Below are 22,500 nucleotides of genomic sequence, written 5' to 3' on the forward strand. Positions count from 1 at the left end.
TTAATTACTGGAATTTATATATAAAATATAGTAGCTTATTGGGAAGACAGTAATAAAATATGACTATTCAAAATAGGTGGTAATATGAATCTGGGGAAATCAAAAACGGAGAATGTTTATGAAGCTTTTTTTAATTTAGAAAAAATGTTAAAAAGAGATGAATATACATACTTGGAAAAATTAAAAATGCTAAAAGTTTTGAAAGCAAAATGTGATATTTCTTTATTGGGAGTAATTATATTAAATAACAAAAAGCAAATAAAAAGTGATTTTTTTTGGAATAACTCTGAAATAAATAATGTTACAATAAAAAAATTTTTATATAACAATCTTTTTAGATTATTTGAAGAAGCTTCTAAAGCAGAAGATTATATTACTTTAGAAAATAATGAGAAAATATATAAAATAGGCAATGCATCTCAAAATAATTTTATATTCCTTCCTGTAAAAAATATTCAGGAAGATTTTTGTATTGGTGGGATATTAGTTGGAAAGAAAAAAGAAAAGGGAAACTGGATTAAAGAAGAAACTAAACTGTTGAAGACATTTGCTCTGGTTATGGAAATATTTTATACAAATAAATATAAATATGATGAATTTTTTACACAATCTTGGATATTCAATGAAATCCTTGATAATATGAATGTAAATCTTTACATCACAGATATAAAGAATGATAAGATACTGTTCATGAATAAAAAAATGAAAGAAAGTTATAATATTGAAGAACCTGAAGGGAAAATATGCTGGAAAGTTCTTCAAAAAGGGATGAGTAAGAGATGTGATTTCTGCCCTGTACCAAGACTTCTTGATAAAAAAGATGAAAGGTCAAGTGTAGTATGGAGAGAGTGTGGAACTATTACAGGAAAAACTTACGAAAACTATGATAGTTTAATAAAATGGACAGATGGCTCTATAGTGCACTTTCAAGAATCTACTGATATAACTGATACACTTACTTTAAAGAAAAATGTTGTTCAGGATATTTTATGTGAGGAAGCATTGAATTGGAGAGCTGGAAAAGCTGAAATGGCTAAATCTATTCAGGAGGCTAAGAAAAATAAAAAAAATTTTGTAGTGGCTACAGTAGATATGGATGATTTAAAAATGATCAATGAAAGGTATGGGCATATTGAAGGGGATTTGGTCATTATAGAAACTATGAAAGTGATAAAAAGCTTTCTAACTGAAAAAGAATTTATATTCAGATTGGAAGGAGATAATTTCATAGTTGTATTTGAAGATAGAACTGAAAAGGAAGTTGTTAAACTTTTATTTGAATGTCTTGATAAGTTAAAAGCGAGAAAAAGAGAACTGAAAAAAGAATTTAATTTCTCTTTCTGCTTTGGGACGGTAGAAACACATCCAGATGAAGAAATTTTTGAAAATGATATTATAGCAAGAGCTGACAAAAAACTTTATTTTCAAAAATTAAAATATCATAAAAATAAAATAGATAATTATGGAAGTGGAAATAATGTAAAAATTTCTGCAAATGAAAAAGATTTTATTTATGATAAAGATCTTCTATATGAGGCATTGGTCATGAGTACTGATGATTTTATTTATATTTGTAATATGAAAACAGGGAGATTTAAGTATACACCTGCAATGGTAGAAATGTTTAATCTGCCGTCTGATATAATTAGAAATCCAATTTTTCTCTGGAAAAATATAGTTCATGAAGATGATTGGGAAAAATTCTATCAATCAAATATGGAGATAGGAGAGGATCAGCTGGATTATCATTTGGTAGAATTCAGAGCTAAAAATAAAGATGGGGAATATGTGTGGCTCAGATGCCGTGGACATTTAATGCGTGATGAAGTTGGAGAGCCAAGTATTTTTGCTGGTATAATGACTTTAATGGGAAAACAGAATAAAATAGACATTGTAACTAGACTGCTTAATATAAATGAGTTTTCTAAATCTTTTGAGGAAAAAATAAAAGATTATGCAGTTGAAACTATTGGGATGATGATTTTAGGTATAGATGATTTCAAACAGGTAAATGAAATGTATGATAGAGAATTTGGGGATGGAGTTTTAAAAATGACAGCTCAAATAATCCAGTCTTCTCTTCCAAGAAATGCTTTAGCATATAGACTGGATGGAGATCAATTTGGAATTCTTGTTGAAAATACAGATCATGATGAATTACAGAATATATATGACAGAATAAAAATGAAATTTTCCCGTCAGCAGCTTTTTGAAAAATCAAAAGCTTTTGTAACTATTTCAGCAGGATGTTCATTATATCCGCAAGATGGAAATAATTATCAGGAATTATATAAATATACAGATTATTCCTTGCAGTATGCTAAAAAAAGTGGAAAAGATAAGATAGTATTTTTTTCTAATGATATATTAGAGCATAAATCACGTTTTTTAGAAATACTTCGTCGTATCAGAGAAAGTATAGAAAATGGATTTGAAGAATTTGAAGTATTCTATCAGCCTCAAGTATTTTGCAAAAATACAAAGTTAAAAGGAGTAGAAGCTTTGTTGAGATGGAAATGTGAAAAATTTGGAAGCATTTCCCCAGAAGAGTTTATACCAATATTGGAAGAGAGTGGACTAATAATTCCAGTAGGTAAATGGGTATTGAAGGAAGCATTAAAAACTTGCAAAGAGATGCTGAAGTATGATAAAAATATAACTGTTAGTATAAATTGTTCATTTATACAACTTTTAGATGAGAATTTTTTGAATGATGTCAAAAATATAATTTCTGAAGAGAATGTTCCACCAGAGAATGTCATTTTAGAATTGACAGAAAGCTGTATAATAAAGAGTATTGAAACATTGCATGAAAGATATCGCCAAATGAAAGAGATGGGGATAAAAACAGCAATGGATGACTTTGGAACTGGTTATTCCTCGCTGGGAATATTGAAACAGGTTCCTGCAAATATAGTAAAAATAGATCGTGCTTTTGTAAAGGATATAGTTAAAAGTAGATTTGACATTACTTTTATTGAATTTATTACAAGAATTTGTCATTCAGTAGATATAAAAGTATGTTTAGAGGGAATTGAGACTAAGGAAGAATTTGAGCTTGTGCGTAATTTGGAAATTGATTATATTCAAGGTTATTATTTTGGTAAACCTCAGCCTAAAAAGAATATATTTGAAAATTTTTTAATAAAAAATAAAAGTTAAAATAGCATCTCAAAAGCTTTATCTAAATCAAATAAGAGTGTTATATTGGAAATTAAGGAGCTGCTGTTTTATGAAAATAAAAGGTATGAAGACAGAATTGTGGATAATAAGTATTTGTGTTTTTTTGGTGATGTTGAATTCAGTCATGCTGTTTCCTAAAAAGGTTAATACTTTCTTCTTAAATATGATAGAGAGTGAATTGGATAATTCAACACAAAGAAATACAAATATTATATATGGGAAAATAAATGATACTAATACTTTATTATATGAAATTTCAACAGATATAATAAATGAAAAAAATATAAGAAGTGAAGAAATAGAAAAATTAGTGAAAACAGTAGGGGAAAATTTTAACTTTAGAGCTATTGGAATTGTAGATACAGAAGGAAAAATTATTTCTAAAATAGAGTTTGCTAAAAATGACAGTGATGAAAATTTCTATAAGAATTTAAGATTTGAAAATGGAGAAGAGAAAAATACAAACTGGAATGTATATAAAAATAATGTATACAGTAAAATTCCTATTTTTGATGAAGAAAAATATATAGGGGTTCTTTTTTGTATATTTAATTTCAAAGAGATGTTTAAAAATTTAGATGATATAGAAAGAACAGACACAATATACGTTTATGTCATTGACAGCAAAGGGGGAATATTAATAAGATCTGTCAATAGCGAGGTTCTTTTTAAGGATAATAATTATTATGAATGGATTAAGAAATCACAAGATAACGGAGAAAAGATTGTAGATAATATCCAAGATTTTTTCAAAAACAATAAAATTGAAAATATGGGATATAGTATAAATCTTTTAGACAGAGTAATATATTTTGCTCCTTTAAATATAAATGACTGGTATATAGTTTCTATGATTTCTAAAAATGGATTAAGTTCTAATATAAACCAAATTAAAAGGTTTACTAATATCCACTTGGGAGTAATTATACTTTCAATAGCATATTTTTTGAGTATTATAATACACTTTATGAAAAAAAATCGTCAAGTTATAGAAGAACAGAATAAAAAGCTTCAGATAAGTGAAAAAACTTTAATGACAGCTGCTGAAGAAACATCTTTAATAATATATGATTATGATATAAAAAATAGAAAGATAAGTTTTAGAAATGGTGAAAAAATAATTTCTTCCCTTCCTAAAGTTATTGAAAATGTACCAGAAAGTCTTTTTGAAAGTGAAATTTTATTAGAAGAATGTAAAGAAGAAACAGAAGCTAAATTTGCAAGTATTGCTGCTGGAGCTAAGTCAACAACTTCTATTTTCTGTCTGAAAAATAAAGAAACCAATGAAAAAGAGTGGTTTAGAAGCACTTTATCAAATATTTTTAATGATAAAGGGGAGATAGAACACACAATAGGAATGATGGTAGATATAACAAAGGAAAGAAAAAAAGAATTATTATTTAAAAATAAATCTAAAAAAGATTCATTAACAAATTTGTATAATCGTGAAAGTGCAGTCAAAATAATAGAAGGTATTCTTAAAGATTCCCAGTATAAAGAAAGTATTCACGCCTTAATGATTATGGATTTTGATAACTTTAAAACTATAAATGACAGTTTAGGGCATATTATGGGAGATAAAGTATTGATAGATGCTGCTGCCAAATTAAGAAAAGCTTTAAGAAGAAGCGACATTATAGCAAGGTTGGGAGGAGACGAAATATTAATCTTTCTTTTAGATATAGGGAATAAAGAAAACGTTGCTAGGGTAGCTTCTCAGATTGTAGCTAAGATGAGAGATTCTTATGAAAAAGATAAAAAGAAAGTTGAAACTTCAGTTTCTATTGGAATTGCCATATCCCCAACTGATGGAAGAAAATTTACAGAACTTTATGAAAAAGCAGATATAGCTATGTATGAAGTAAAAAAATCAGGAAGGAATGGATATCATATCTATTTAGAATAGCAGATAAAAAAACAAAAGCTGGCTAAAATTTATATTTAGTCAGCTTTTTTCATTGGATGTTCCAAACAGTACTATAGTCCATTTTCTCTTTCCAACCTATTTGCGATTTTTTCATTTTCCATATACACTTCATTTAATTCCATGTACACTTTTTGATAATCATCAGCTAGTTTTTCTTTTTCATCTTCACAGTTGCTTTCTTTCAGTTTGATTTTGATATCTTCAATCTGTTCTTCAAGTTCTCTGATTAGATTAAGATTTTTTTCTGTCATAAATATCACTCCTTTTAAAAAATAAAATTAATAAATTTCCTGAAACTTTGTATGAAATTTATTTTTTATTATTTTACTTTTTAAAAAGAGAATTGTCAAGATATTTTTTACAAGCATTTAAATATTTGTTTTTAAACCATTCTCGTAGACTTAAAGGTTCCAATATCTCAATTTCATCCAAAAAGTATGTAAAGTATCTTTTAGCTTTTTCTTCTGAGCATTGAAACTCATAAAAATTTCCTTTTTTAGAGATAATTTCAGGACGATTTAATTTAACTTCTTTTAAAATTTTTTCACCTTCTGGAGTTAAGATAGCTTTTATTTCTTTTCCTTGTGAAAGAAATGGATCAAAATCTTTTATGACTTTTTCTACAAATTTCATATCTTCTAAAATTTTTACTTCTTTAGTGATAAAAACAGTATCAATATTACTTATTCTATAATTTCTGTATTTTTCTTCATTTATATCATAACAAAAAAGATAGTTGGAAAGCTCAAGTTTAGAACTTCCAATATAGAATGGAAGAACTGAGGTTGTTCTTCTGTCTTTAAAATGTATCTTTATGATTTTTTTATCTTTTATTGCTGATTCCAGCCGTTCAATTATAGATTGAAAAATAAAAAGCTCTCTATTTTTTCTTGACTGGTTGGCATATTTATAAATAAGTTTTCTTATAAAATCTGCTTCTACCTGTATATTTTTTTCTTGTAAAAAATCATAATATGTACTGAGGTTTCTTTTGTTTAAATTGAATTGTATAACAGTTTTTTCTCCTTCAAAGAAAAAATTATCATTTATTTTTTCATTTTTCATATGTTCAAATATATAATTTAGGAGATAGTTTTTTGTTATTTTAAAATTATCAAGATCAGAGCCAATTATCTCCATGACTTGCTTTAGAAGAGTTATTCTTATTTTTTTTTCCATCATCCAAAACCTGCTTTCTGTATTTTAGTATTATAAATCATTTTATCATAAAAAATCTCAATAATACATAGTACTTTAAATATTTGGAAATTTATGATATATTTGAATGTAGAGAAATTTTTTTAAAGCATAAAAAGGAGCTACTTAAAATCATGAAAAATTTTATTAAAAATATAAAAGAAGAAATTTTAAAAGGAAAAGAAATAAGTTTTGAAGAAGCTGAAAAATTGATATCTATATCAAATGATGATAAAATATCTTTGGATGAGCTTTTTTCTGCTGCTGATGAAATAAGAGAAAAATTTTGCGGGAAGAGATTTGATCTTTGTACTATAATAAATGCAAAATCTGGAAAATGCAGTGAAAACTGCAAATACTGTGCTCAATCATCACATTTTAAAACTAATGCTGATGTATATCCTTTAGTGACTGCTGAATATGCTCTTGATGAAGCGAAAAAAGTAGAAGCAGAAGGGGCGCATAGGTTTTCTCTTGTAACAAGTGGAAGAGGATTAAAATCTACTTCAAAAGAATTGATGGAGCTAGAAAATATTTATAAAGTACTAAGAGAAAAAACAGACCTTATGTTATGTGCTTCTCACGGAATATGTGATAAGGAAGCTTTAATAAAGCTGAAAGAAGCAGGAGTAACTACTTATCATCACAATTTAGAGACTTCTAGAGAATTTTATTCTAATATATGTTCTACTCATACTTTCGAAGATAGAGTGAATACTATAAATGCAGCTAAAGAAGCAGGATTGAATGTATGCAGTGGAGGTATCCTTGGATTAGGGGAAACACCAATAGATAGAATTAAAATGGCTTTTGAACTAAAAAGTCTGGGAGTATTCTCTGTTCCAATAAATATACTTACTCCTATACCTGGAACACCATTGGAGGATATGGAAGGAGTAGAGCCTATGGAGCTTGTAAAGACAATGGCTGTATATCGTTTTATACTTCCTAAAACATATTTGAGATATGCTGGTGGGAGAGTTAAATTAGGAGAACTGCAAAATCTGGGAATAAAAGCTGGAATAAATTCAGCATTGACAGGAAATTTTTTAACAACAACAGGAAACACTATTGAAAGCGATAAAAAGATGATCGAGGGGGAAGGGTATGAGTTTAAATAAGGGTTATTTTATAATAGGTACAGATACAGGAATTGGGAAGACCTATGTGAGCACCCTTCTTTATCAAGGAGTAAAGAAAGTAAATGGAGGATATTATAAACCAATTCAGAGCGGAGCTTTTGAAATGCTGGGTAAATTAGTTTCTCCAGATGTAGAATTTTTATGTGAATATAATAAAATACCATATGATACAGATATGACAACATATCTGTTAAGAGCTGAAGTATCTCCACACTTAGCAGCTGAATTGGACAATGTGGAAGTGAAACCGGATAAAATAAAAAAGCACTGGGAAAAGTTAAATAAAAAATATGATACTTTAATTGTAGAAGGAGCAGGAGGGCTTTTTGTTCCAATTGTCAGAGGAAAATATTATATGTATGATTTGGTAAAAATGTTGGATATTCCAGTAATAATAGTAACAGGAAATCGTGTAGGAAGTATAAATCATACAATGCTTACAGTAAATGCTTTACAAAATATGGGAATAAAAATACAAGGATTTATATTCAATACTGTAGAAAGATCATATGACAGAACAGGTTATGAAGAGGATAACAGAAATATTATAATGCAGATGAGCGGGATAGAAAATCATCTGTTATTGAAATATGGACAGGAAACAATAGACCAGATGGATCTTTTAAAGTTTTTAAAAGGAGATGCAAAATAGTATGAATAAAATCAGTGAACTGCAAGAGAAGGACTTAAAATATATATTTCATCCATGTTCACAGATGAAAGATTATGAAGATCTTCCACCTATGGTAATAACAAAGGCAGAGGGAATATATCTGGAGGATGAATTTGGAAACAGATATATGGATTGTGTATCAAGCTGGTGGGTAAATCTTTTTGGACACTGTAATCAGAGAATAAATAAAGTTATAACAGAGCAGATAAATAAATTGGAACATGTACTTTTTGTAAATTTTTCTCATGAAGCAGCTATTGAACTGTCAGAAAGACTGTATAAAATAGTACCAAAGGGAATAGAAAAATTTCTTTTTGCTGACAATGGTTCATCAAGTATTGAAATGGCTTTGAAGCTTAGTTTTCAATATCATCAGCAAACAGGAAATCCACAGAAGAAAAGATTCGTTTCACTTGCTAATGCCTACCATGGAGAAACAATTGGAGCTTTAGGTGTTGGAGATGTAGATTTATTTACAACTTTATATAAACCTCTTATAAAAGAGGGAATAAAAGCAAAAGGACCTGATTGTTTTTACTGCCCATATGGTAAAAATTTTGATTGCTGTGAAGCTGAATGTTTTGAAAACATGGAAAAGATAATAGAGGAAAATCATAATGAGATAGCCAGTGTTATCATTGAACCTATGGTGCAGGGGGCAGCAGGAATGAAAATATATTCCCCTGTATATATAAAGAAGCTGAGAGAAATAACACAAAAATACAATATTCACCTTATAGCCGATGAGATAGCTGTTGGATTTGGGAGAACAGGGAAAATGTTTGCAATGGAGCATGCAGGAGTTTCACCAGATATGATATGTATGGCTAAAGGGTTGTCAGCAGGATATTATCCTATGTCAATAGTAGGGATTACGCAGAAAATATATGAAGCATTCTATTGTGATTATTTAGAGGGAAAATCTTTCCTTCATTCTCACACTTATTCTGGAAATCCATTGGGATGCAGAATAGCTGTGGAAGTATTGAAAATATTTGAAGAAGAAAACGTTCTTGAAACAGTAAGGAAAAAAGGTGAATATCTTAGAAAAAAAGCTATGGAGCTGTTTAAAGACAATAAAAATATCGGAGAATACAGACAAATAGGTTTTATAGGAGCAATGGAGTTTGTAAAAAATAAAGATACAAAAGAACTTTTTGATTCTAAAGAAAGAGCTGGATATGAAATATATAAAATAGCGTTGAAAAAGGGAGCGTTGTTGAGACCTCTTGGAAATATTATATATTTTATGCCGCCTTATACTATAACTGAAGAAGAGATAGATAAGATGCTTTTGATATGTAAGGAATCTATTGAAGAATACCTAGAAAAAAGAAATAATAAATAAAAATAAGAGGCTGAAAGAAAAAAATTCTTTTAAGCCTCTTTTTTGTGATTAAGAATAATATTTTAATTTAATAAAATAAAAACTAAAATGTTGTATAATAATATTAACTAAACAGAAAAAAATAAGTTTTAGGAGGGAATTATGAAAGAATTTACAGAAAAGCACCATGCTTTCATAGCAGCTTCATTTTATAAAGAGCTTGTAGGAACTTATGGAAAACAGGGAGAGCAGGTTTTTGTCATGGCAACACAGCGTTATGCTGAACAAAGGGGTTCCAGAATGGCTCAAAGAGCAATAAGAGACAATAAGCAACTTACATTTGCTGTATACAAAGAATATGGAGAATGGATAAGCAGTGAAACATTAAAAAAAGAAGGAGCAGTTAATCAAGTTGAAGAAGTAACATTTTCTCCAGACTATGAAGTAAAAATTTTACAGTGTCCATGGGCAGCACAATTTAAAAAAATGAATTTAGCAAAAGCAGGAATTGTTTATTGTACTCATTTAGATAAAGCTATTGTGAGAGGTTTTAATCCATACTTAGTCTTTGAAGTTCCTCAGAGTATGTATGAACATGATTGCTGTATTCAAATTATGAAAGAAGCTCACTTGAAAAAAGATCAGGAATTTACAAGAAATCCAGAAAATATAAAAAAATTTGATTATCATTGTGGACATTGCTATAAAACTTTTAAGGAGATAACAACAGCTATTTTTAAAGTGAAAGGAGAAGAGATTGCTTTGAAAGTGCTGAAAGATTTTGCTGGAGAATATGGAGAGGAAATGGCAGAGAGGCTGCTTTCTTATTTAAAAACAGATTTTAATTTAATTTAAAATATAATTAAAAGGGGCTGTACAATTTAGTTTATAAACAACTAATTTGCAACAGACCCTTTTATATTCTTTTATGCAATTTCTTCTTTTAAATCTGCTACCTGATAATATTTTTTCCACTTATGACGATACACGATGAAAATAATGATAGCTTCTATTATCCATTGAAGAGCTGTTATCTTCCAGAAATATGTAACAGAACTTCTTCTTAAATAAATAAAATAATACACAAGAGGGAGTCTTATTACCCAGTTTGTGAATAAAACTATCTTGAATGGAGTCTTACTGTCTCCAGTCCCTTTCAAAGCTCCTCCCAATACCATTGAGATAGCTATAGGTATCTGCTCAATTGAAGCAAGCATCAGACAGGCTGTTCCCAGAGCAATTACTTCAGTTTCACTGCTCTTTATAAAAAGAGAAATGAGTTTTTCTGGGAAAATAAGAAATATTATAGAAAAGAATCCCATGATACCAGAAGCAAGGTATATAGAGTAATTTATATAAGTCTTAGCTTTTGCATAATCTTTTTGACCAATAGAATATCCTGTAAGAGAAGTACAAGCAATAGCAAATCCCCATCCAGGCATAAAAGATATACTTTCAATTGTGATAGCTATCTGATTGGAAGCAAATGATAAACTTCCAAGTGCCATAATAAGAGCCACATTTATTAGTTTATTTATGCTGAAAGCCCCTTCCTGTAAAGAAGAAGGAATAGTTAATCTTACTAATTCCTTAAAATATTCTTTATTAAATGGAGCAAACAGATTTATTTTAAAAGGTATTTTCTTTAACTGGCTCAATGTAAATATCAGTCCACAGATATTTCCTGCAACGGTAGCAATAGCTCCTCCTACAACTCCCATTTCTGGAGCACCAAATTTACCAAAGATAAGGATATAATCAAGAGATAAATTTACGATATTTACTATTATAGCTGTATAGAGAGGTGTTTTAGTATTTTTACATCCTCTGAATATTCCATTAAATGTATTAGTTGTCATATTGCACATTACAGCAATAGAACATATTCTCATGTATTTAACAGCAAGGGATAAAATATCTTTTTCAGCCCCTACAATTGTTAAGATTTTCTGAGGGAAGAAAAAGAAAATCCCTCCCATTAAAAAAGCAAATATAAGTCCCAGTCTTAATGCTATATCAGATGTTAATCTTGCTTTTTCATAATTTTTTCCACCAATAGCTCTTGAGATTATTGAAGTAATAGAAATTGATAATCCCATAGCCACAATTATATTTGAAAATGTGTACATTACCTCTGAACTAAGTCCAACAGCTGAAACTCCTAATTGACCACTGTGTTTTCCAATCATTATGGTATCAAGTACCCATATCATCATATAAAGAATCATTTCCCCAACTGCTGGAAGAGCTAATTTTAAGATTTCCAGTATTATTTTTAACATATATTCTCCTCAATCATGAATTTTTTACATTTGTTGTATACTTCATCATTGACTATAGCTATTATTTTTACACCTTCTCCCTCATATTCCTCTTCTTGAATAATGGAGTTTCTATGAAGAAAAGCTCCCATAGAAGTATCACTGTAAGGTATTAAGTAAGTGCATTTTCTAGTAGTTTGTGGTAAAAGAGATACAGTCATCTGTAAAAATTCATCAATATTTTTATTTTCTTTAGCACTGATTTCTATCATTTGATATCTGCTGAATTGTTCCTTTATAGCAGCTATTTGTTCTGGCGAAGCCATTTCAAATTTATTTAATGCAAGGAAAGAAGGCTTATCTAAAGCATTTAATTCACCCAGCACCTTTTCAACAGCTAAGATTTGTTCTGGAGCAGTTTCACTTGATACATCTACAACATGTATAATCAAATCAGAAAAACTTACTTCTTCAAGAGTAGATTTAAAAGCCTCCACAAGATCATGAGGAAGTTTTCTGACAAATCCAACAGTATCAGTAAGAGAGGCCACTCTTTTATCAGGAAGAACTATTGCTCTGGTAGTGATATCCAAAGTAGCAAAAAGCATATTCTCAGCAAAAACAGCTTCTTTTTTAGATGTGTTGTCAGCTGCATACATATCCACAAGTAAATTTCTAAGAGTAGATTTTCCAACATTTGTATACCCAACCAAAGATATTTTTGGTATACCAGATTCATCTCTTTTTTCTCTTTGAGTTACTCTGGTTTTTCTTATCTTTTCTAATTCCTGTTTAAGATCATATATAGTTTCTCTTATTCTTCTTTTATCAATTTCAAGTTTCTTTTCTCCAGGTCCTTTAGTTCCTACTCCACCACCAGTTCTAGACATTGTAGAACCAAATCCAAGGAGTCTGCTGCTTCTGTATTTAAGCTGTGCAAGTTCTACTTGTATTTTAGCTTCTCTAGTTCTGGCTCTTGTAGCGAATATTTCAAGAATAAGAATAGTTCTGTCAATAACTTTACAACTTGTAAGCTCTTCTAAATTTCTTACCTGCATACCACTTAGCTCTTCATCAAAAATGATAAGATTAGCTTTTTTTAATTGTTTAAAAACAGCAAGTTCTTGTGCTTTTCCTGGTCCAATAAAATAACATGGATCGATTCTTGTTTTTTTCTGGAAAAATTTAGCTACAACTTTAACATTACATGCTCTAGCTAATTCAGCCAGTTCATCAAGGCTTTCATTATCATCTAACCCTACAAGAATTGCATATTCGTCATCATTTTCAACAACATCTCTCTTTCTAAGAAATCCTTCTATTTCTTCAATTTTAGAAAGAAAATCATAATTTACAACTTCCTCTACAGAAAGAGGACCTACAACTTCATGGGAAAGATCATTTCCATCTACACTACAAAATCCAATACTCATTCCTGTGACATAATCTTCATTTATACCAATAGCAACAATACAATCTAATTTTAATTTAGTTAGAGCAGATATATCTATATTTGAAAGGTTTGAACTTCCGCTTGGATGAGTATGAATAACTCTCACACCACTTAATCTTTTCTCTTGTACATTTAAAAAAGGAAGCTGTACACTGCTGCTGTCTCCGATAGAGATTTCAGTAACATTTCCTTTTCTGTCAATAGCGATATTAATTTCTCTGTTTATTCTGCTGCTCACTGAAGCTATGAGAGCAAGCATTTCTGGTTCTATTATTTTATTTTTTTCAACTGTTATATCGTGAAGAGAATCTAGTTCATTTAAAATAAAATCTTTGATCCCGTCTGTATTTCCTTTTATCATAAAAATCACTCCATTTTAACTCAAATATTTAGCAACATATTATATCATAATTTTATTAAAAGTAAAAATGACTCATCTATCTCTAAAAAAAATAAATTTTTATTTTAATGAAAGCATGCTTCAATGTATTGAAAATACAGAGTTATATAATTATAATATGTTTCAAATATAAAAATTTTATCTTATTTTCGGAATAAAGGGTTGATTAAAAGATAAAATTATGGTATATATTCTAATAGGCATTAAAGCCAGAAAAGTATCACTAAACTTAATGAGGTGGGAAAAATGAAAAAACTCGGTTTACTACCAAGACTTATAGTAGGTCTGATAGCAGGTATTATTGTAGGTAAAATAGGATTTATTCCATTACTTAGAATTATGCTTACATTTAATGGATTATTTGGAAACTTTTTACAATTTGTAATTCCATTGATAATCTTAGGATTCGTAGCACCAGGTATTGGAGACTTAGGTAAAAAAGCTGGGAAACTGCTGGCAGTTACTACAGTTCTTGCATATGGTTCAACAATTGTGTCTGGATCATTGGCATTTTTTACAAATTCTATCTTACTTAGAAAAATACTTCCAGCTGGAGCAGCTCTAGCAGAGGGAAGTCATCCAGAAGCAGGACTTTTAGGTGGATATTTAACAGTTGATATGCCTCCAATCATGGGAGTAATGACAGCATTACTTATGGCATTTGTTATTGGTATCGGAATTGCAGTAGTTGAAGGAACAACTCTTAAAAATTTCATGAATGAAATACAGACAATAGTTGAAAAGATAATAACTAATATTATTATTCCGTTCTTGCCTTTATATGTAGCAGGTATCTTTGCAAATATGACTTATGCTGGAGAAATAGTAAAAATCATGTCAGTATTCGCAAAAGTATTTGGAATAATCATAATTCTTCACTTTGTAATTTTGCTAGTTCAATATACAATAGCAGGAACTTTAGCAGGAGCTAATCCAATATTATTAATAAGAAAAATGCTTCCAGCATACTTCACAGCTATCGGAACTCAATCATCAGCAGCAACTATTCCAGTTACTCTTAAACAAACTAAAGAAAATGGAGTAAACGAAGGAATTGCTGACTTCACAATTCCATTGTGTGCAACTATTCATTTATCAGGAAGTACAATAACATTAGTAAGCTGTTCAATGGCAGTAATGATGCTGCATGGAATGCCGATTACATTCTCAGGAATGTTTGGATTCATTCTAATGTTGGGAGTAACAATGGTAGCAGCACCAGGAGTACCAGGTGGAGCAGTAATGGCAGCATTGGGATTATTAGAAAGTATGTTAGGATTTGGTCCTGAACTTACATCATTAATGATAGCTTTATACCTAACTCAAGACAGTTTTGGAACTGCTTGTAACGTTACTGGAGATGGAGCCATTTCTATAATCGTAAACAGAATTGCTGGATTTAAATTAATTCCTCCTAAAAAAGAAGAAGTATAAAAGTATCGGAATGGCCGCTGATGCTTCTAAATACTAGATAAAAAAACTAGAACATTGAAATAAAAGAGTGGTAAATTGTTGAGAGTGGATATAATTCCACTCTCTTTTTATATGATATTAAACCTCAATATAAAAATATTTTACTTTTTATAAAATTTTATGTTTATCAAAAAATGGATAAATGTGTTATAATAGTATATAAGGGAAAAATTAGATTTAAGAATAGGAGGTTAAAAAATGAATGATATCATATTAACAGTGGAAAATTTTGGACTAACTATAAAAAACAGAAAAGTTCTGGAAAATGTTTCTTTCGATATCGAAAGAGGGGATTATCTTGCTATTGGTGGAGTTCCAGGTTCTGGGAAAAGTAGTCTTATAAAAGGACTGTTAGGTTTGGTAAATACTGGAATAACTGGAAATATTTCTTATCATAATATAGGAAAAGGTGAGGTTAGTTATATCCCACAAAATATAATGCAGATAAAAGAAGAATTTCCGGGAACTGCCAGAGAGATTGTTGCTATTGGTATGATCTCGAGAAAAAGAGGAAGATGTCTGGAGGAAAGTGACTGGGAGAAAGTAGACGAACTTTTAAAACTTTTTAATTTATATGAATTAAAAGATAAAAAAATAAGTAAACTTACAGCACTTCAGCAGTTAAAAATAAATGTAGCAAAACATCTTATAACTGAGCCTAAGCTGATATATATAGACAACCCAAGTTCAGCTCTTGACTTAAAGAGTAAAGTGGATTTTTATAGTACAATAAAAAGAATATGTGATGAAAAAGAGATTACTGTTATTTTCATAACTCATAATATAAAAGAGATATCTAATTTTGCAAATAAACTTCTATTCTTAAGAAGAAAAGAAAAAACTTTCTATTTTGGAGATTGCAAAGATTTCATAAAAGATAAGGAATAATGAGGTATAAAAAATGAGAAAAACAATAATAGCTCTATTTATGGTGCTTTTTTTTATTACAACAGTATATTCAAAAGATATTGTCAAATTTACTTCACCTGATGGGCTGCCTGCTCTCAGTGTAGTAAAAATGATAAGTGATGATAAAGAAATATCTGGTAAAAAAATAGAATATAAACTGGAGAAAGTTTCTGAATCTCTTGTAATGAATTTTTTAAAAAGAGAGAGTGATATTGGAATAGTTCCATCGAATCTTGCAGGACAGTTATACAATAAAAATCTCAATTATAAAATAATTGGAACTGTAGGATGGGGATCTTTTTATATAATAAGCAGAGAAGATATTGAAGATATAAAAGATTTAAAGGGAAAAGAAATATATACTATTGGAAAAGGACTTACACCTGATATAATACTTCAAAGTATATTGGAAGAAAACGGAATCAATCCAGATAAAGATTTGAAAATAAATTATTTATCAGGAGGAAATGAGCTTGCTCCTCTCTATCTTGCTGGAAAAATAAACATAGCAATGATATCAGAGCCTGTTTTAAGTAAGATAATGTCAAAAGATAATAAGAGTAAAATAATCTTTAATATGAATGAGGAATGGAAAAAAGCTTTTAGAAGTAATACGGGATTTCCTCAATCTACCCTGGTTGCAAAAGAAGAACTTATAAAAGAAGATCCAGAGTTTATAGGTGAATTTGTAAAAGAATTAGAAAATAGTATAGAATTTATTTATGGAAAAAATTCAGATAAAGAAAAATATACAGCTGAATCTAAAATAACAATAGATATGAGTATTTTAAACGAAGTTATAAAAAGAGCAAATATAAAATTTGTACCAGCTGGTGACAGTAGAGAAGCATATAAAGTATATTTTGAAAAGATAGAAAAAACTAACAGCAAGGCAATTGGAGGAAAAATTCCAGATGAGAAAATATTTATGTCAAAGTAGATGGCTACTTCTCTCACCTTTATTGTTTATAATTGTATGGGAAATCGTATCAAGAATAGTAGGGAATGACTTGATATTTCCAGGTATACCAAGTATTTTTAAAGCTCTTATAGATATAATAAAAGGGAAGGATTTTTTATCCATAGTTTTTCATACTTTAAAAAGAACAGGAATAAGTATAGGGATATCGTTAGTGATAGGGATTTTATGCAGTATTCTTTCATATAGATATAAGTTTTTCTATATTCTGTTTTTTCCATTTTTTTCATTTTTAAAATCCATTCCTACAATAGCTGTAATAATATTAGTTTTGATTTGGAGCAATGTAGAAGCTGTTCCAATAATAACTGGAATAATGATACTTCTTCCATTAATATATGAGAATATACTTGGAGGTATAGACTCAATAGACAGAGATTTACTGAAAATGGCAGATATATACAAAGTGTCAAAAATCGATATTCTAAAAGGGATATATATTCCAGGGGTATATTATTTTTCTTCATCAGGAATACCAGCTTTAATAGCTTTAACTTTAAAAGTAGTTATAGCAGGAGAGGTTTTGTCACAAGGTTCTCTTTCAATAGGAGGAGAAATATTTATGGGAAAAATATATTTGGAAAGTTCTTCTATTTTTGCATGGATAATCATTGTTATTTTGATAAATTTTCTTTTGGATATATCTTTAAAAAAATTAAATAAAGAACTTACAAAATGGAGGAAACTGTAATGAAACTTATAAATATAGTTAAATCCTATGGAGATAAAAAAGTACTTGATGGAATAACTTTAGATATTGAAGAGGGAAAAGTTACTGCTGTATTGGGAGAATCAGGATCAGGAAAAAGTACACTTCTTAATATAATAGCTGGTAAGATAAAAGATTATAAAGGGGAAATAATTTTTCAAGCTGAATATGAAAATGGAATGTCATATATCTTTCAGGAAGATACTCTTATTCCATGGAAGACAGTTTATGAGAATCTGAAATTTGTATTGAAGAAAAAAATATCACCAGATAAGCTTAAATTGAGAATAAAAAAATATCTTGAAATGGTTGGCTTAAATGAAATAGAGAATGAATATCCCAATACACTTAGTGGAGGAATGAAAAGAAGAGTAGGAATAGCAAGAGCATTTTCTTTTCCTTCAAATTATCTTTTTATGGATGAGCCATTTGAGTTTTTAGATATAAAAATAAAAAATGAGATAATGGAGTATTTTATAAAGCTTCAAAATATAGAAAATAAAACAGTGATTTTTATAACTCATGATATAGAATCTGCTGTTTCTTTAGGAGAAAAGATAGTAGTATTTAGTAATAAACCTACAAAAATAAAAAAAATATTTGAAAATCCTTATCCAAAAGAAAAAGACATAGAAAAAAAAGAAAAGTTAAAAGATGAAATAGAAAAATTATTCTTGTAATTATTTAAAATTAAAGATATAATACAGAATAGTATTGTTTAAGGAGAGATAAGATTTATGATAAAAATAGGAAAAAGACAAAAAATGATCATCAATAATTTTGCAAGTGTAGGAGCATATTTACATGGTGGAACTGATGATGATAAAGATAATATACTTCTTCCAAATAATGAGTTGGAAGGAAGAGAGCTTAAAGAAGGAGACGAAGTAGAAGTACTTATATATATGGATTCAGAAGATAGACCAGTAGCTACTTTCAGAAAAACTGAAGCTTTAGTTGGAAATCTGGCTAAACTAGAAGTAACAGATATTCATCCGACTTTAGGTGCTTTTATGGATTGGGGATTAAAGAAGGAGCTTCTTCTTCCAAAAGGACAGCAGGTAGGAAAAGTAGAAAAAGGGAAAAAATATCTTGTAGGGATATATGAGGATAGTAAAGGAAGACTTTCTGCTACTATGAAAATATATAATTTTCTTCTTCCATCAACAGAAATGAAGAAAAATGATATAATAAGTGGAACAGTTTATGGAATTAATCCTGAGATAGGAGTCTTTGTAGCTGTAGAGGATAGATATTTTGGACTTATACCTAAAAATGAATACTTCAAAGACTATAAAGTTGGAGATGTAATAGAAGCTAGAGTAATAAGAGTAAGGGAAGATGGGAAAATTGATCTTACTCCAAGAGAACTTGCATATATCCAAATGGATAAAGATGCAGAGCTTGTATATGAAAAAATGAGACTTCTTGGAGAAAGTTTTGGATTTACTGATAAAAGTTCTCCAGAAGAGATTATTGATTATTTTAATATGAGTAAGAAGGCGTTTAAAAGAGCTGTTGGAAACTTATTAAAAAATGGAAAAATTGAAAAGAATGATAAAGGATATTTTAAAATAAAAAAAGAAAAAAAAGAAATACAAGAATAATAAAAAAAATAAAAAGTTTTAGGTTTTCTGCAACAGAGTTCCTAAAACTTTTTTTAATAAAAAAAACTTAGCAACTAGAAGGTTTACATCTGTATAGAGACAGTTGAATATTTGTTTTAAAGAAGGATATAATTACACAAAAAATAATTGCAGAATTTGTTAAAATTTTTTAATTTTTACTGAAAAAAATAAAATTGAATAATATTTAAAATTTTACTAATTCAGCTTTACAATAGTGATAGAAGACTGTATTCATAGTTGTTAAAATAAATAATAAAAAATAAAATAAAAAAACAACAGTAAAATTTATTTGCTTTTAAGAAATTAAATGATTATCATATAAAAAATATATTATTTTTTTCTTTTTAGTTAGTATATAGTAATGAAGTATCAAGAACAACTTAGATTATCGAGGAGGAAAGATGATAGGATTAATTTTAATGATTATTGCTTTTGTAGGAATGTGGAAAACTTTTGAAAAGGCTGGAATGGAAGGATGGAAAGGTATTGTTCCTGTTTATAATATGTATCTTCTTATCACTGAAATTGCAAAAAAACCATGGTGGTATTTATTACTATTATTTGTACCAATTGCAAATATAGTTATTATGATCATTGTAAGTATTGAAGTTGCTAAAGCATTTGGAAAAGGAACTGGATTTGGAGTAGGACTTGCTCTGCTTTCATTTGTATTCTATCCGTTATTAGGATTTGGAGATGCAGTATATCAAGAGCTTGGAACAGCTGAAGAAACTACTACTGATTCAGAAGATAAAAATGAAAAACTAGATTACGATCTATAGTAACATTCTGGGGGGAATAATATAGATGCAGATTAGAGTATGTTCTCTAAAGACATATTTTAATCTGTGTAATTGTAATCACAAAAAGAGCCTGATAAAAAGAAGTTTTCTTCTATTTTTCACCAGGCTCTTTAAATTATAATTTTTCAGGTTTTTCAATGAGAATATTTTTTTCATTCTCATAAGTAACAAATCCAGGCTTACCACCTTTAGGTTTGTTTATATATCTTTTTTTAGTGTAATCTACACTGATTTTATCTCCAACAGAACTTTTAGAGAAATATGCAGCTACTTCAGCACCTTTTAAAAGTATTTCATCTGTAATCTCATCAGTTTTTATAATAACATGAGATCCTGGAATATTTTTAGAATGCAGCCATATATCATCTTTAGCAGCTACTTTAAAAGTTAAGTTATCGTTTTCAATATTATTTCTTCCATAAAGTATCTTGAAATTTTCAAATTCAAGGACTCCATAGCCAATTTCCTTCACTTGTTTTTTTCTATTCCCTTTTTTCTGTTGAATCTTTATATATCCTTGAGATATGAGCTCTTCCTGTATAAGCTTTAGGTTATCAGTGCTTGGACTGTTATCAATAAAAAGTTTAATACTGTTCAGGTAATCTAACTCTTCATTTATTTCCATAAATCTTCTTTTATTAGCTTCCATACCTCTTTTTAGTTTATTATATTTTTTATAAAGTTTTTCCAGATTTTCTTGTGGAGTTATCTGTGGATCAAGTGGAATAGATATCTCTTTATTATTATAAAAATCATAAGTTTCAAGAGAAGACATACCTTTTTTAAGAGTATATATAGATGCAGCTAGAATATCTCCCTGCTCCTTATATTTTATAAAATCCTGTTTCTCTATTACCTCTTCTTCTAAAAGAGAGATTATTCTCATATTTTTCTTGATTCTCTTATTAATATTATCAAGAAGCTGAGTTTTTAATGTATCAAAACTGCTTGATAGATTTTCTGAATTTATATAGAAATTTATAGCCTCTCTGAAACTGTCAAAAGAAACTGCCTCATCATATTCTTTTCCTTTAGGAATGATATCAAGGACGCTTCCAAGAACTATTCTTCCTTTGTTTAAGAATATTTTTGGCTGTGATGGAGTATTCAGAAGATGTGTAAAGCTATTAAAATCAGATATATTTTGAACAGTTAATTTTCCCAATCCTTCAACATTCTTTAAAAGAGAATTTTCACTTTTAAATTTATCAAACTCTTCCTCAGTAATATTTAAAGGAGAGATTTTTTCCTCAATAACAGGCTGTTCATATTTTAGCCCAGGGAAAAGAGCTCTTAAACGATTTTCTTCAAGAGAAAAACGTTTAAGGAGGTCAATTATTCTGTCATCTTCATCAGTAAATATAAAGTTTGAATATTTTCCCATTATTTCAAAATATATTGAATAGTTTTTAATTTCACCAAGTTCATTTATTTTGGCAAATTTAAAACATAATATTCTATCAAATCCTAACTGTTGAACATCAGTGAGCATAGCATTGAGCAGATGTTTTCTCATGTTTGCAGCAAGACCAACAGTATTTTCCAAGATACTTTCTTTAGAATCTGCAATATAGCAGATAGGAAAAGAAGGGTTGCAAGAAAATACAAGCTCAGTTTTTCCAAAATAAATAGAGAGAGAAACTTCTGTATTTTTTGTTATCTTGTTTATTTTTTTTCCTGAAAGATTTTCTTTCAGTTCGTCTTTTATTTTGTTCAATGAAATACCATCAATGTAAAACATTATTATCTCCTATTGAGTTTTTACTCGTTCTTTATTCCAATTAAGTTTTTAGCATCAAGGATGTCTAAAACTAAAAGGTCTCCATCAGTTTTTTTCAAGATAAAGTTATCTTTATCATTGTTTTCCATTATTTCAAGTACAGTAAAATTTTCTATTCCATGACTTGCAAAGAAATTCTGTACAATTGGAGTTCCTTTAATTTCAACTACAGAAACTTTTGTTCCAACTGGAAATTCTGTAATAAGAAGAGGTTTAAAGTAATCTGTTTTTCCTCTAAGAGCATTTAAAATTACTTCAAAAACTTCAATAAAGTGAGTAAGGTCTTTGTCAGCAATATCTTCTGTCAGTGTAGACATTATCATTTTATGATAATTGTTGTGATATGCTAAAGCTTTAGCTCCTTTAGGAGTTAAAGATACAAAAACTTTTCTTCTGTCAGTGTTAGATCTTACTCTGGCAATAAATCCTTTTTCTGTAAGTTTAGAAACAGCAACAGTGGCAGTTCCCATAGTTATACCAATTCTTTCTGCAAGTTCATTCATAGTAAGAGAATCCTGTCCGATAGCTTCTATTAAATGAAGTTCAGTATGAGTAAGGCATTTTATACCTCTTTTAAGAGCCATATCCTCTGTTTTAAAAAATAATTTGTAAAAATCTTCTAATACTTCGTTAACCTTTTTTATGTTTTCATTCAT

The 22,500-nt window shown here is 29.0% G+C and carries 19 protein-coding genes; 13 read left to right on the forward strand and 6 right to left on the reverse strand.

The genetic code is table 11. The annotated features are described in order from the left end of the window. The first annotated feature begins 84 nt into the window (after window positions 1-84). Window positions 85-3,162 carry a bifunctional diguanylate cyclase/phosphodiesterase gene (locus C4N20_RS11980; RefSeq protein WP_005976658.1) on the forward strand — a complete coding sequence of 1,026 codons (3,078 nt, stop codon included), beginning with the start codon at window positions 85-87 and terminating at the stop codon, window positions 3,160-3,162. A 70-nt stretch (window positions 3,163-3,232) separates the two neighbouring features. After that, window positions 3,233-5,089, forward strand: coding sequence for a sensor domain-containing diguanylate cyclase (locus C4N20_RS11985; protein WP_005976659.1), 1,857 nt, complete (start codon window positions 3,233-3,235; stop codon window positions 5,087-5,089). Window positions 5,090-5,160: 71 nt separating this feature from the next. Here the strand turns inward: C4N20_RS11985 and C4N20_RS11990 are convergent, their stop codons facing one another. Continuing rightward, on the reverse strand, window positions 5,161-5,361 hold the full coding sequence (locus tag C4N20_RS11990; protein ID WP_005976661.1) for a hypothetical protein: 201 nt from the start codon (window positions 5,359-5,361) through the stop codon (window positions 5,161-5,163). Between the two features lie 73 nt (window positions 5,362-5,434). Then, window positions 5,435-6,289: a WYL domain-containing protein gene (locus C4N20_RS11995; RefSeq protein ID WP_005976663.1), complete on the reverse strand. Its 855-nt coding sequence runs from the start codon at window positions 6,287-6,289 to the stop codon at window positions 5,435-5,437. A gap of 152 nt (window positions 6,290-6,441) precedes the next feature. Between C4N20_RS11995 and bioB the strand changes: the two genes are divergently transcribed. From bioB to C4N20_RS12015, 4 genes are all read left to right on the forward strand, one after another. After that, window positions 6,442-7,428, forward strand: a complete 987-nt coding sequence (gene bioB / locus C4N20_RS12000; RefSeq protein WP_005976665.1) for a biotin synthase BioB — start codon at window positions 6,442-6,444, stop codon at window positions 7,426-7,428. After that, a complete protein-coding gene (gene bioD, locus C4N20_RS12005) occupies window positions 7,415-8,101 on the forward strand; it encodes a dethiobiotin synthase (RefSeq protein ID WP_005976667.1) in 687 nt (228 codons plus the stop codon). The genes bioB and bioD overlap by 14 nt, the downstream gene beginning before the upstream one ends. Before the next feature lies 1 nt (window position 8,102). After that, the gene (gene bioA, locus C4N20_RS12010) at window positions 8,103-9,470 is read left to right on the forward strand and encodes an adenosylmethionine--8-amino-7-oxononanoate transaminase (RefSeq protein ID WP_005976669.1); all 1,368 of its coding nucleotides are present in this window, start codon (window positions 8,103-8,105) and stop codon (window positions 9,468-9,470) included. A gap of 141 nt (window positions 9,471-9,611) precedes the next feature. Next, window positions 9,612-10,304 carry an L-2-amino-thiazoline-4-carboxylic acid hydrolase gene (locus tag C4N20_RS12015; protein WP_005976671.1) on the forward strand — a complete coding sequence of 231 codons (693 nt, stop codon included), beginning with the start codon at window positions 9,612-9,614 and terminating at the stop codon, window positions 10,302-10,304. A gap of 71 nt (window positions 10,305-10,375) precedes the next feature. Here C4N20_RS12015 and C4N20_RS12020 read toward each other — a convergent pair whose 3' ends face one another. Both C4N20_RS12020 and hflX read right to left on the reverse strand, forming a co-directional pair. Then, the gene (locus C4N20_RS12020) at window positions 10,376-11,731 is read right to left on the reverse strand and encodes an MATE family efflux transporter (RefSeq protein WP_005976673.1); all 1,356 of its coding nucleotides are present in this window, start codon (window positions 11,729-11,731) and stop codon (window positions 10,376-10,378) included. Then, entirely contained in the window at window positions 11,725-13,524 is a 1,800-nt protein-coding gene (gene hflX / locus C4N20_RS12025) for a GTPase HflX (RefSeq protein ID WP_005976675.1), read from the reverse strand. Before hflX ends, C4N20_RS12020 begins: the two co-directional genes overlap by 7 nt. Window positions 13,525-13,809: 285 nt before the next feature. Between hflX and C4N20_RS12030 the strand changes: the two genes are divergently transcribed. The 7 genes from C4N20_RS12030 to C4N20_RS12060 all read left to right on the forward strand — a co-directional run bounded on the left by C4N20_RS12030 (window position 13,810) and on the right by C4N20_RS12060 (window position 20,043). After that, window positions 13,810-14,997 carry a dicarboxylate/amino acid:cation symporter gene (locus tag C4N20_RS12030; RefSeq protein WP_005976677.1) on the forward strand — a complete coding sequence of 396 codons (1,188 nt, stop codon included), beginning with the start codon at window positions 13,810-13,812 and terminating at the stop codon, window positions 14,995-14,997. 237 nt (window positions 14,998-15,234) lie between these two features. Continuing rightward, a complete protein-coding gene (locus C4N20_RS12035) occupies window positions 15,235-15,924 on the forward strand; it encodes an ATP-binding cassette domain-containing protein (RefSeq protein WP_005976679.1) in 690 nt (229 codons plus the stop codon). Between the two features lie 13 nt (window positions 15,925-15,937). After that, window positions 15,938-16,885, forward strand: a complete 948-nt coding sequence (locus C4N20_RS12040; RefSeq protein WP_005976681.1) for an ABC transporter substrate-binding protein — start codon at window positions 15,938-15,940, stop codon at window positions 16,883-16,885. Beyond that, a complete protein-coding gene (locus tag C4N20_RS12045; protein WP_005976683.1) occupies window positions 16,860-17,615 on the forward strand; it encodes an ABC transporter permease in 756 nt (251 codons plus the stop codon). Before C4N20_RS12040 ends, C4N20_RS12045 begins: the two co-directional genes overlap by 26 nt. Next, complete coding sequence (locus C4N20_RS12050) at window positions 17,615-18,313, forward strand: ABC transporter ATP-binding protein (RefSeq protein ID WP_005976685.1); 699 nt, start codon at window positions 17,615-17,617, stop codon at window positions 18,311-18,313. The genes C4N20_RS12045 and C4N20_RS12050 overlap by 1 nt, the downstream gene beginning before the upstream one ends. Before the next feature lie 57 nt (window positions 18,314-18,370). Continuing rightward, complete coding sequence (locus C4N20_RS12055; protein ID WP_106878588.1) at window positions 18,371-19,240, forward strand: CvfB family protein; 870 nt, start codon at window positions 18,371-18,373, stop codon at window positions 19,238-19,240. A gap of 422 nt (window positions 19,241-19,662) precedes the next feature. Beyond that, window positions 19,663-20,043 (forward strand): DUF5684 domain-containing protein, encoded by a 381-nt coding sequence (locus tag C4N20_RS12060; RefSeq protein ID WP_005976689.1) that lies wholly within the window; start codon window positions 19,663-19,665, stop codon window positions 20,041-20,043. Between the two features lie 136 nt (window positions 20,044-20,179). Here C4N20_RS12060 and C4N20_RS12065 read toward each other — a convergent pair whose 3' ends face one another. Next, the gene (locus C4N20_RS12065; RefSeq protein ID WP_005976691.1) at window positions 20,180-21,805 is read right to left on the reverse strand and encodes an Rqc2 family fibronectin-binding protein; all 1,626 of its coding nucleotides are present in this window, start codon (window positions 21,803-21,805) and stop codon (window positions 20,180-20,182) included. A 20-nt stretch (window positions 21,806-21,825) separates the two neighbouring features. Continuing rightward, window positions 21,826-22,500, reverse strand: a complete 675-nt coding sequence (locus C4N20_RS12070; protein ID WP_005976693.1) for a MarR family winged helix-turn-helix transcriptional regulator — start codon at window positions 22,498-22,500, stop codon at window positions 21,826-21,828.

The sequence above is a fragment of the Fusobacterium ulcerans genome, assembly GCF_003019675.1.
Lineage (GTDB): Bacteria > Fusobacteriota > Fusobacteriia > Fusobacteriales > Fusobacteriaceae > Fusobacterium_A > Fusobacterium_A ulcerans.

What these genes read in the sequence shown, in the direction of transcription:
- C4N20_RS11980 (WP_005976658.1), top strand. Translation starts at nt 85, where the DNA reads ATGAATCTGGGGAAATCAAAAACGGAGAATGTTTATGAAGCTTTTTTT.
- C4N20_RS11985 (WP_005976659.1), top strand. Translation starts at nt 3,233, where the DNA reads ATGAAAATAAAAGGTATGAAGACAGAATTGTGGATAATAAGTATTTGT.
- C4N20_RS11990 (WP_005976661.1), bottom strand. Translation starts at nt 5,361, where the DNA reads ATGACAGAAAAAAATCTTAATCTAATCAGAGAACTTGAAGAACAGATT.
- C4N20_RS11995 (WP_005976663.1), bottom strand. Translation starts at nt 6,289, where the DNA reads ATGGAAAAAAAAATAAGAATAACTCTTCTAAAGCAAGTCATGGAGATA.
- bioB (WP_005976665.1), top strand. Translation starts at nt 6,442, where the DNA reads ATGAAAAATTTTATTAAAAATATAAAAGAAGAAATTTTAAAAGGAAAA.
- bioD (WP_005976667.1), top strand. Translation starts at nt 7,415, where the DNA reads ATGAGTTTAAATAAGGGTTATTTTATAATAGGTACAGATACAGGAATT.
- bioA (WP_005976669.1), top strand. Translation starts at nt 8,103, where the DNA reads ATGAATAAAATCAGTGAACTGCAAGAGAAGGACTTAAAATATATATTT.
- C4N20_RS12015 (WP_005976671.1), top strand. Translation starts at nt 9,612, where the DNA reads ATGAAAGAATTTACAGAAAAGCACCATGCTTTCATAGCAGCTTCATTT.
- C4N20_RS12020 (WP_005976673.1), bottom strand. Translation starts at nt 11,731, where the DNA reads ATGTTAAAAATAATACTGGAAATCTTAAAATTAGCTCTTCCAGCAGTT.
- hflX (WP_005976675.1), bottom strand. Translation starts at nt 13,524, where the DNA reads ATGATAAAAGGAAATACAGACGGGATCAAAGATTTTATTTTAAATGAA.
- C4N20_RS12030 (WP_005976677.1), top strand. Translation starts at nt 13,810, where the DNA reads ATGAAAAAACTCGGTTTACTACCAAGACTTATAGTAGGTCTGATAGCA.
- C4N20_RS12035 (WP_005976679.1), top strand. Translation starts at nt 15,235, where the DNA reads ATGAATGATATCATATTAACAGTGGAAAATTTTGGACTAACTATAAAA.
- C4N20_RS12040 (WP_005976681.1), top strand. Translation starts at nt 15,938, where the DNA reads ATGAGAAAAACAATAATAGCTCTATTTATGGTGCTTTTTTTTATTACA.
- C4N20_RS12045 (WP_005976683.1), top strand. Translation starts at nt 16,860, where the DNA reads ATGAGAAAATATTTATGTCAAAGTAGATGGCTACTTCTCTCACCTTTA.
- C4N20_RS12050 (WP_005976685.1), top strand. Translation starts at nt 17,615, where the DNA reads ATGAAACTTATAAATATAGTTAAATCCTATGGAGATAAAAAAGTACTT.
- C4N20_RS12055 (WP_106878588.1), top strand. Translation starts at nt 18,371, where the DNA reads ATGATAAAAATAGGAAAAAGACAAAAAATGATCATCAATAATTTTGCA.
- C4N20_RS12060 (WP_005976689.1), top strand. Translation starts at nt 19,663, where the DNA reads ATGATAGGATTAATTTTAATGATTATTGCTTTTGTAGGAATGTGGAAA.
- C4N20_RS12065 (WP_005976691.1), bottom strand. Translation starts at nt 21,805, where the DNA reads ATGTTTTACATTGATGGTATTTCATTGAACAAAATAAAAGACGAACTG.
- C4N20_RS12070 (WP_005976693.1), bottom strand. Translation starts at nt 22,500, where the DNA reads ATGAATGAAAACATAAAAAAGGTTAACGAAGTATTAGAAGATTTTTAC.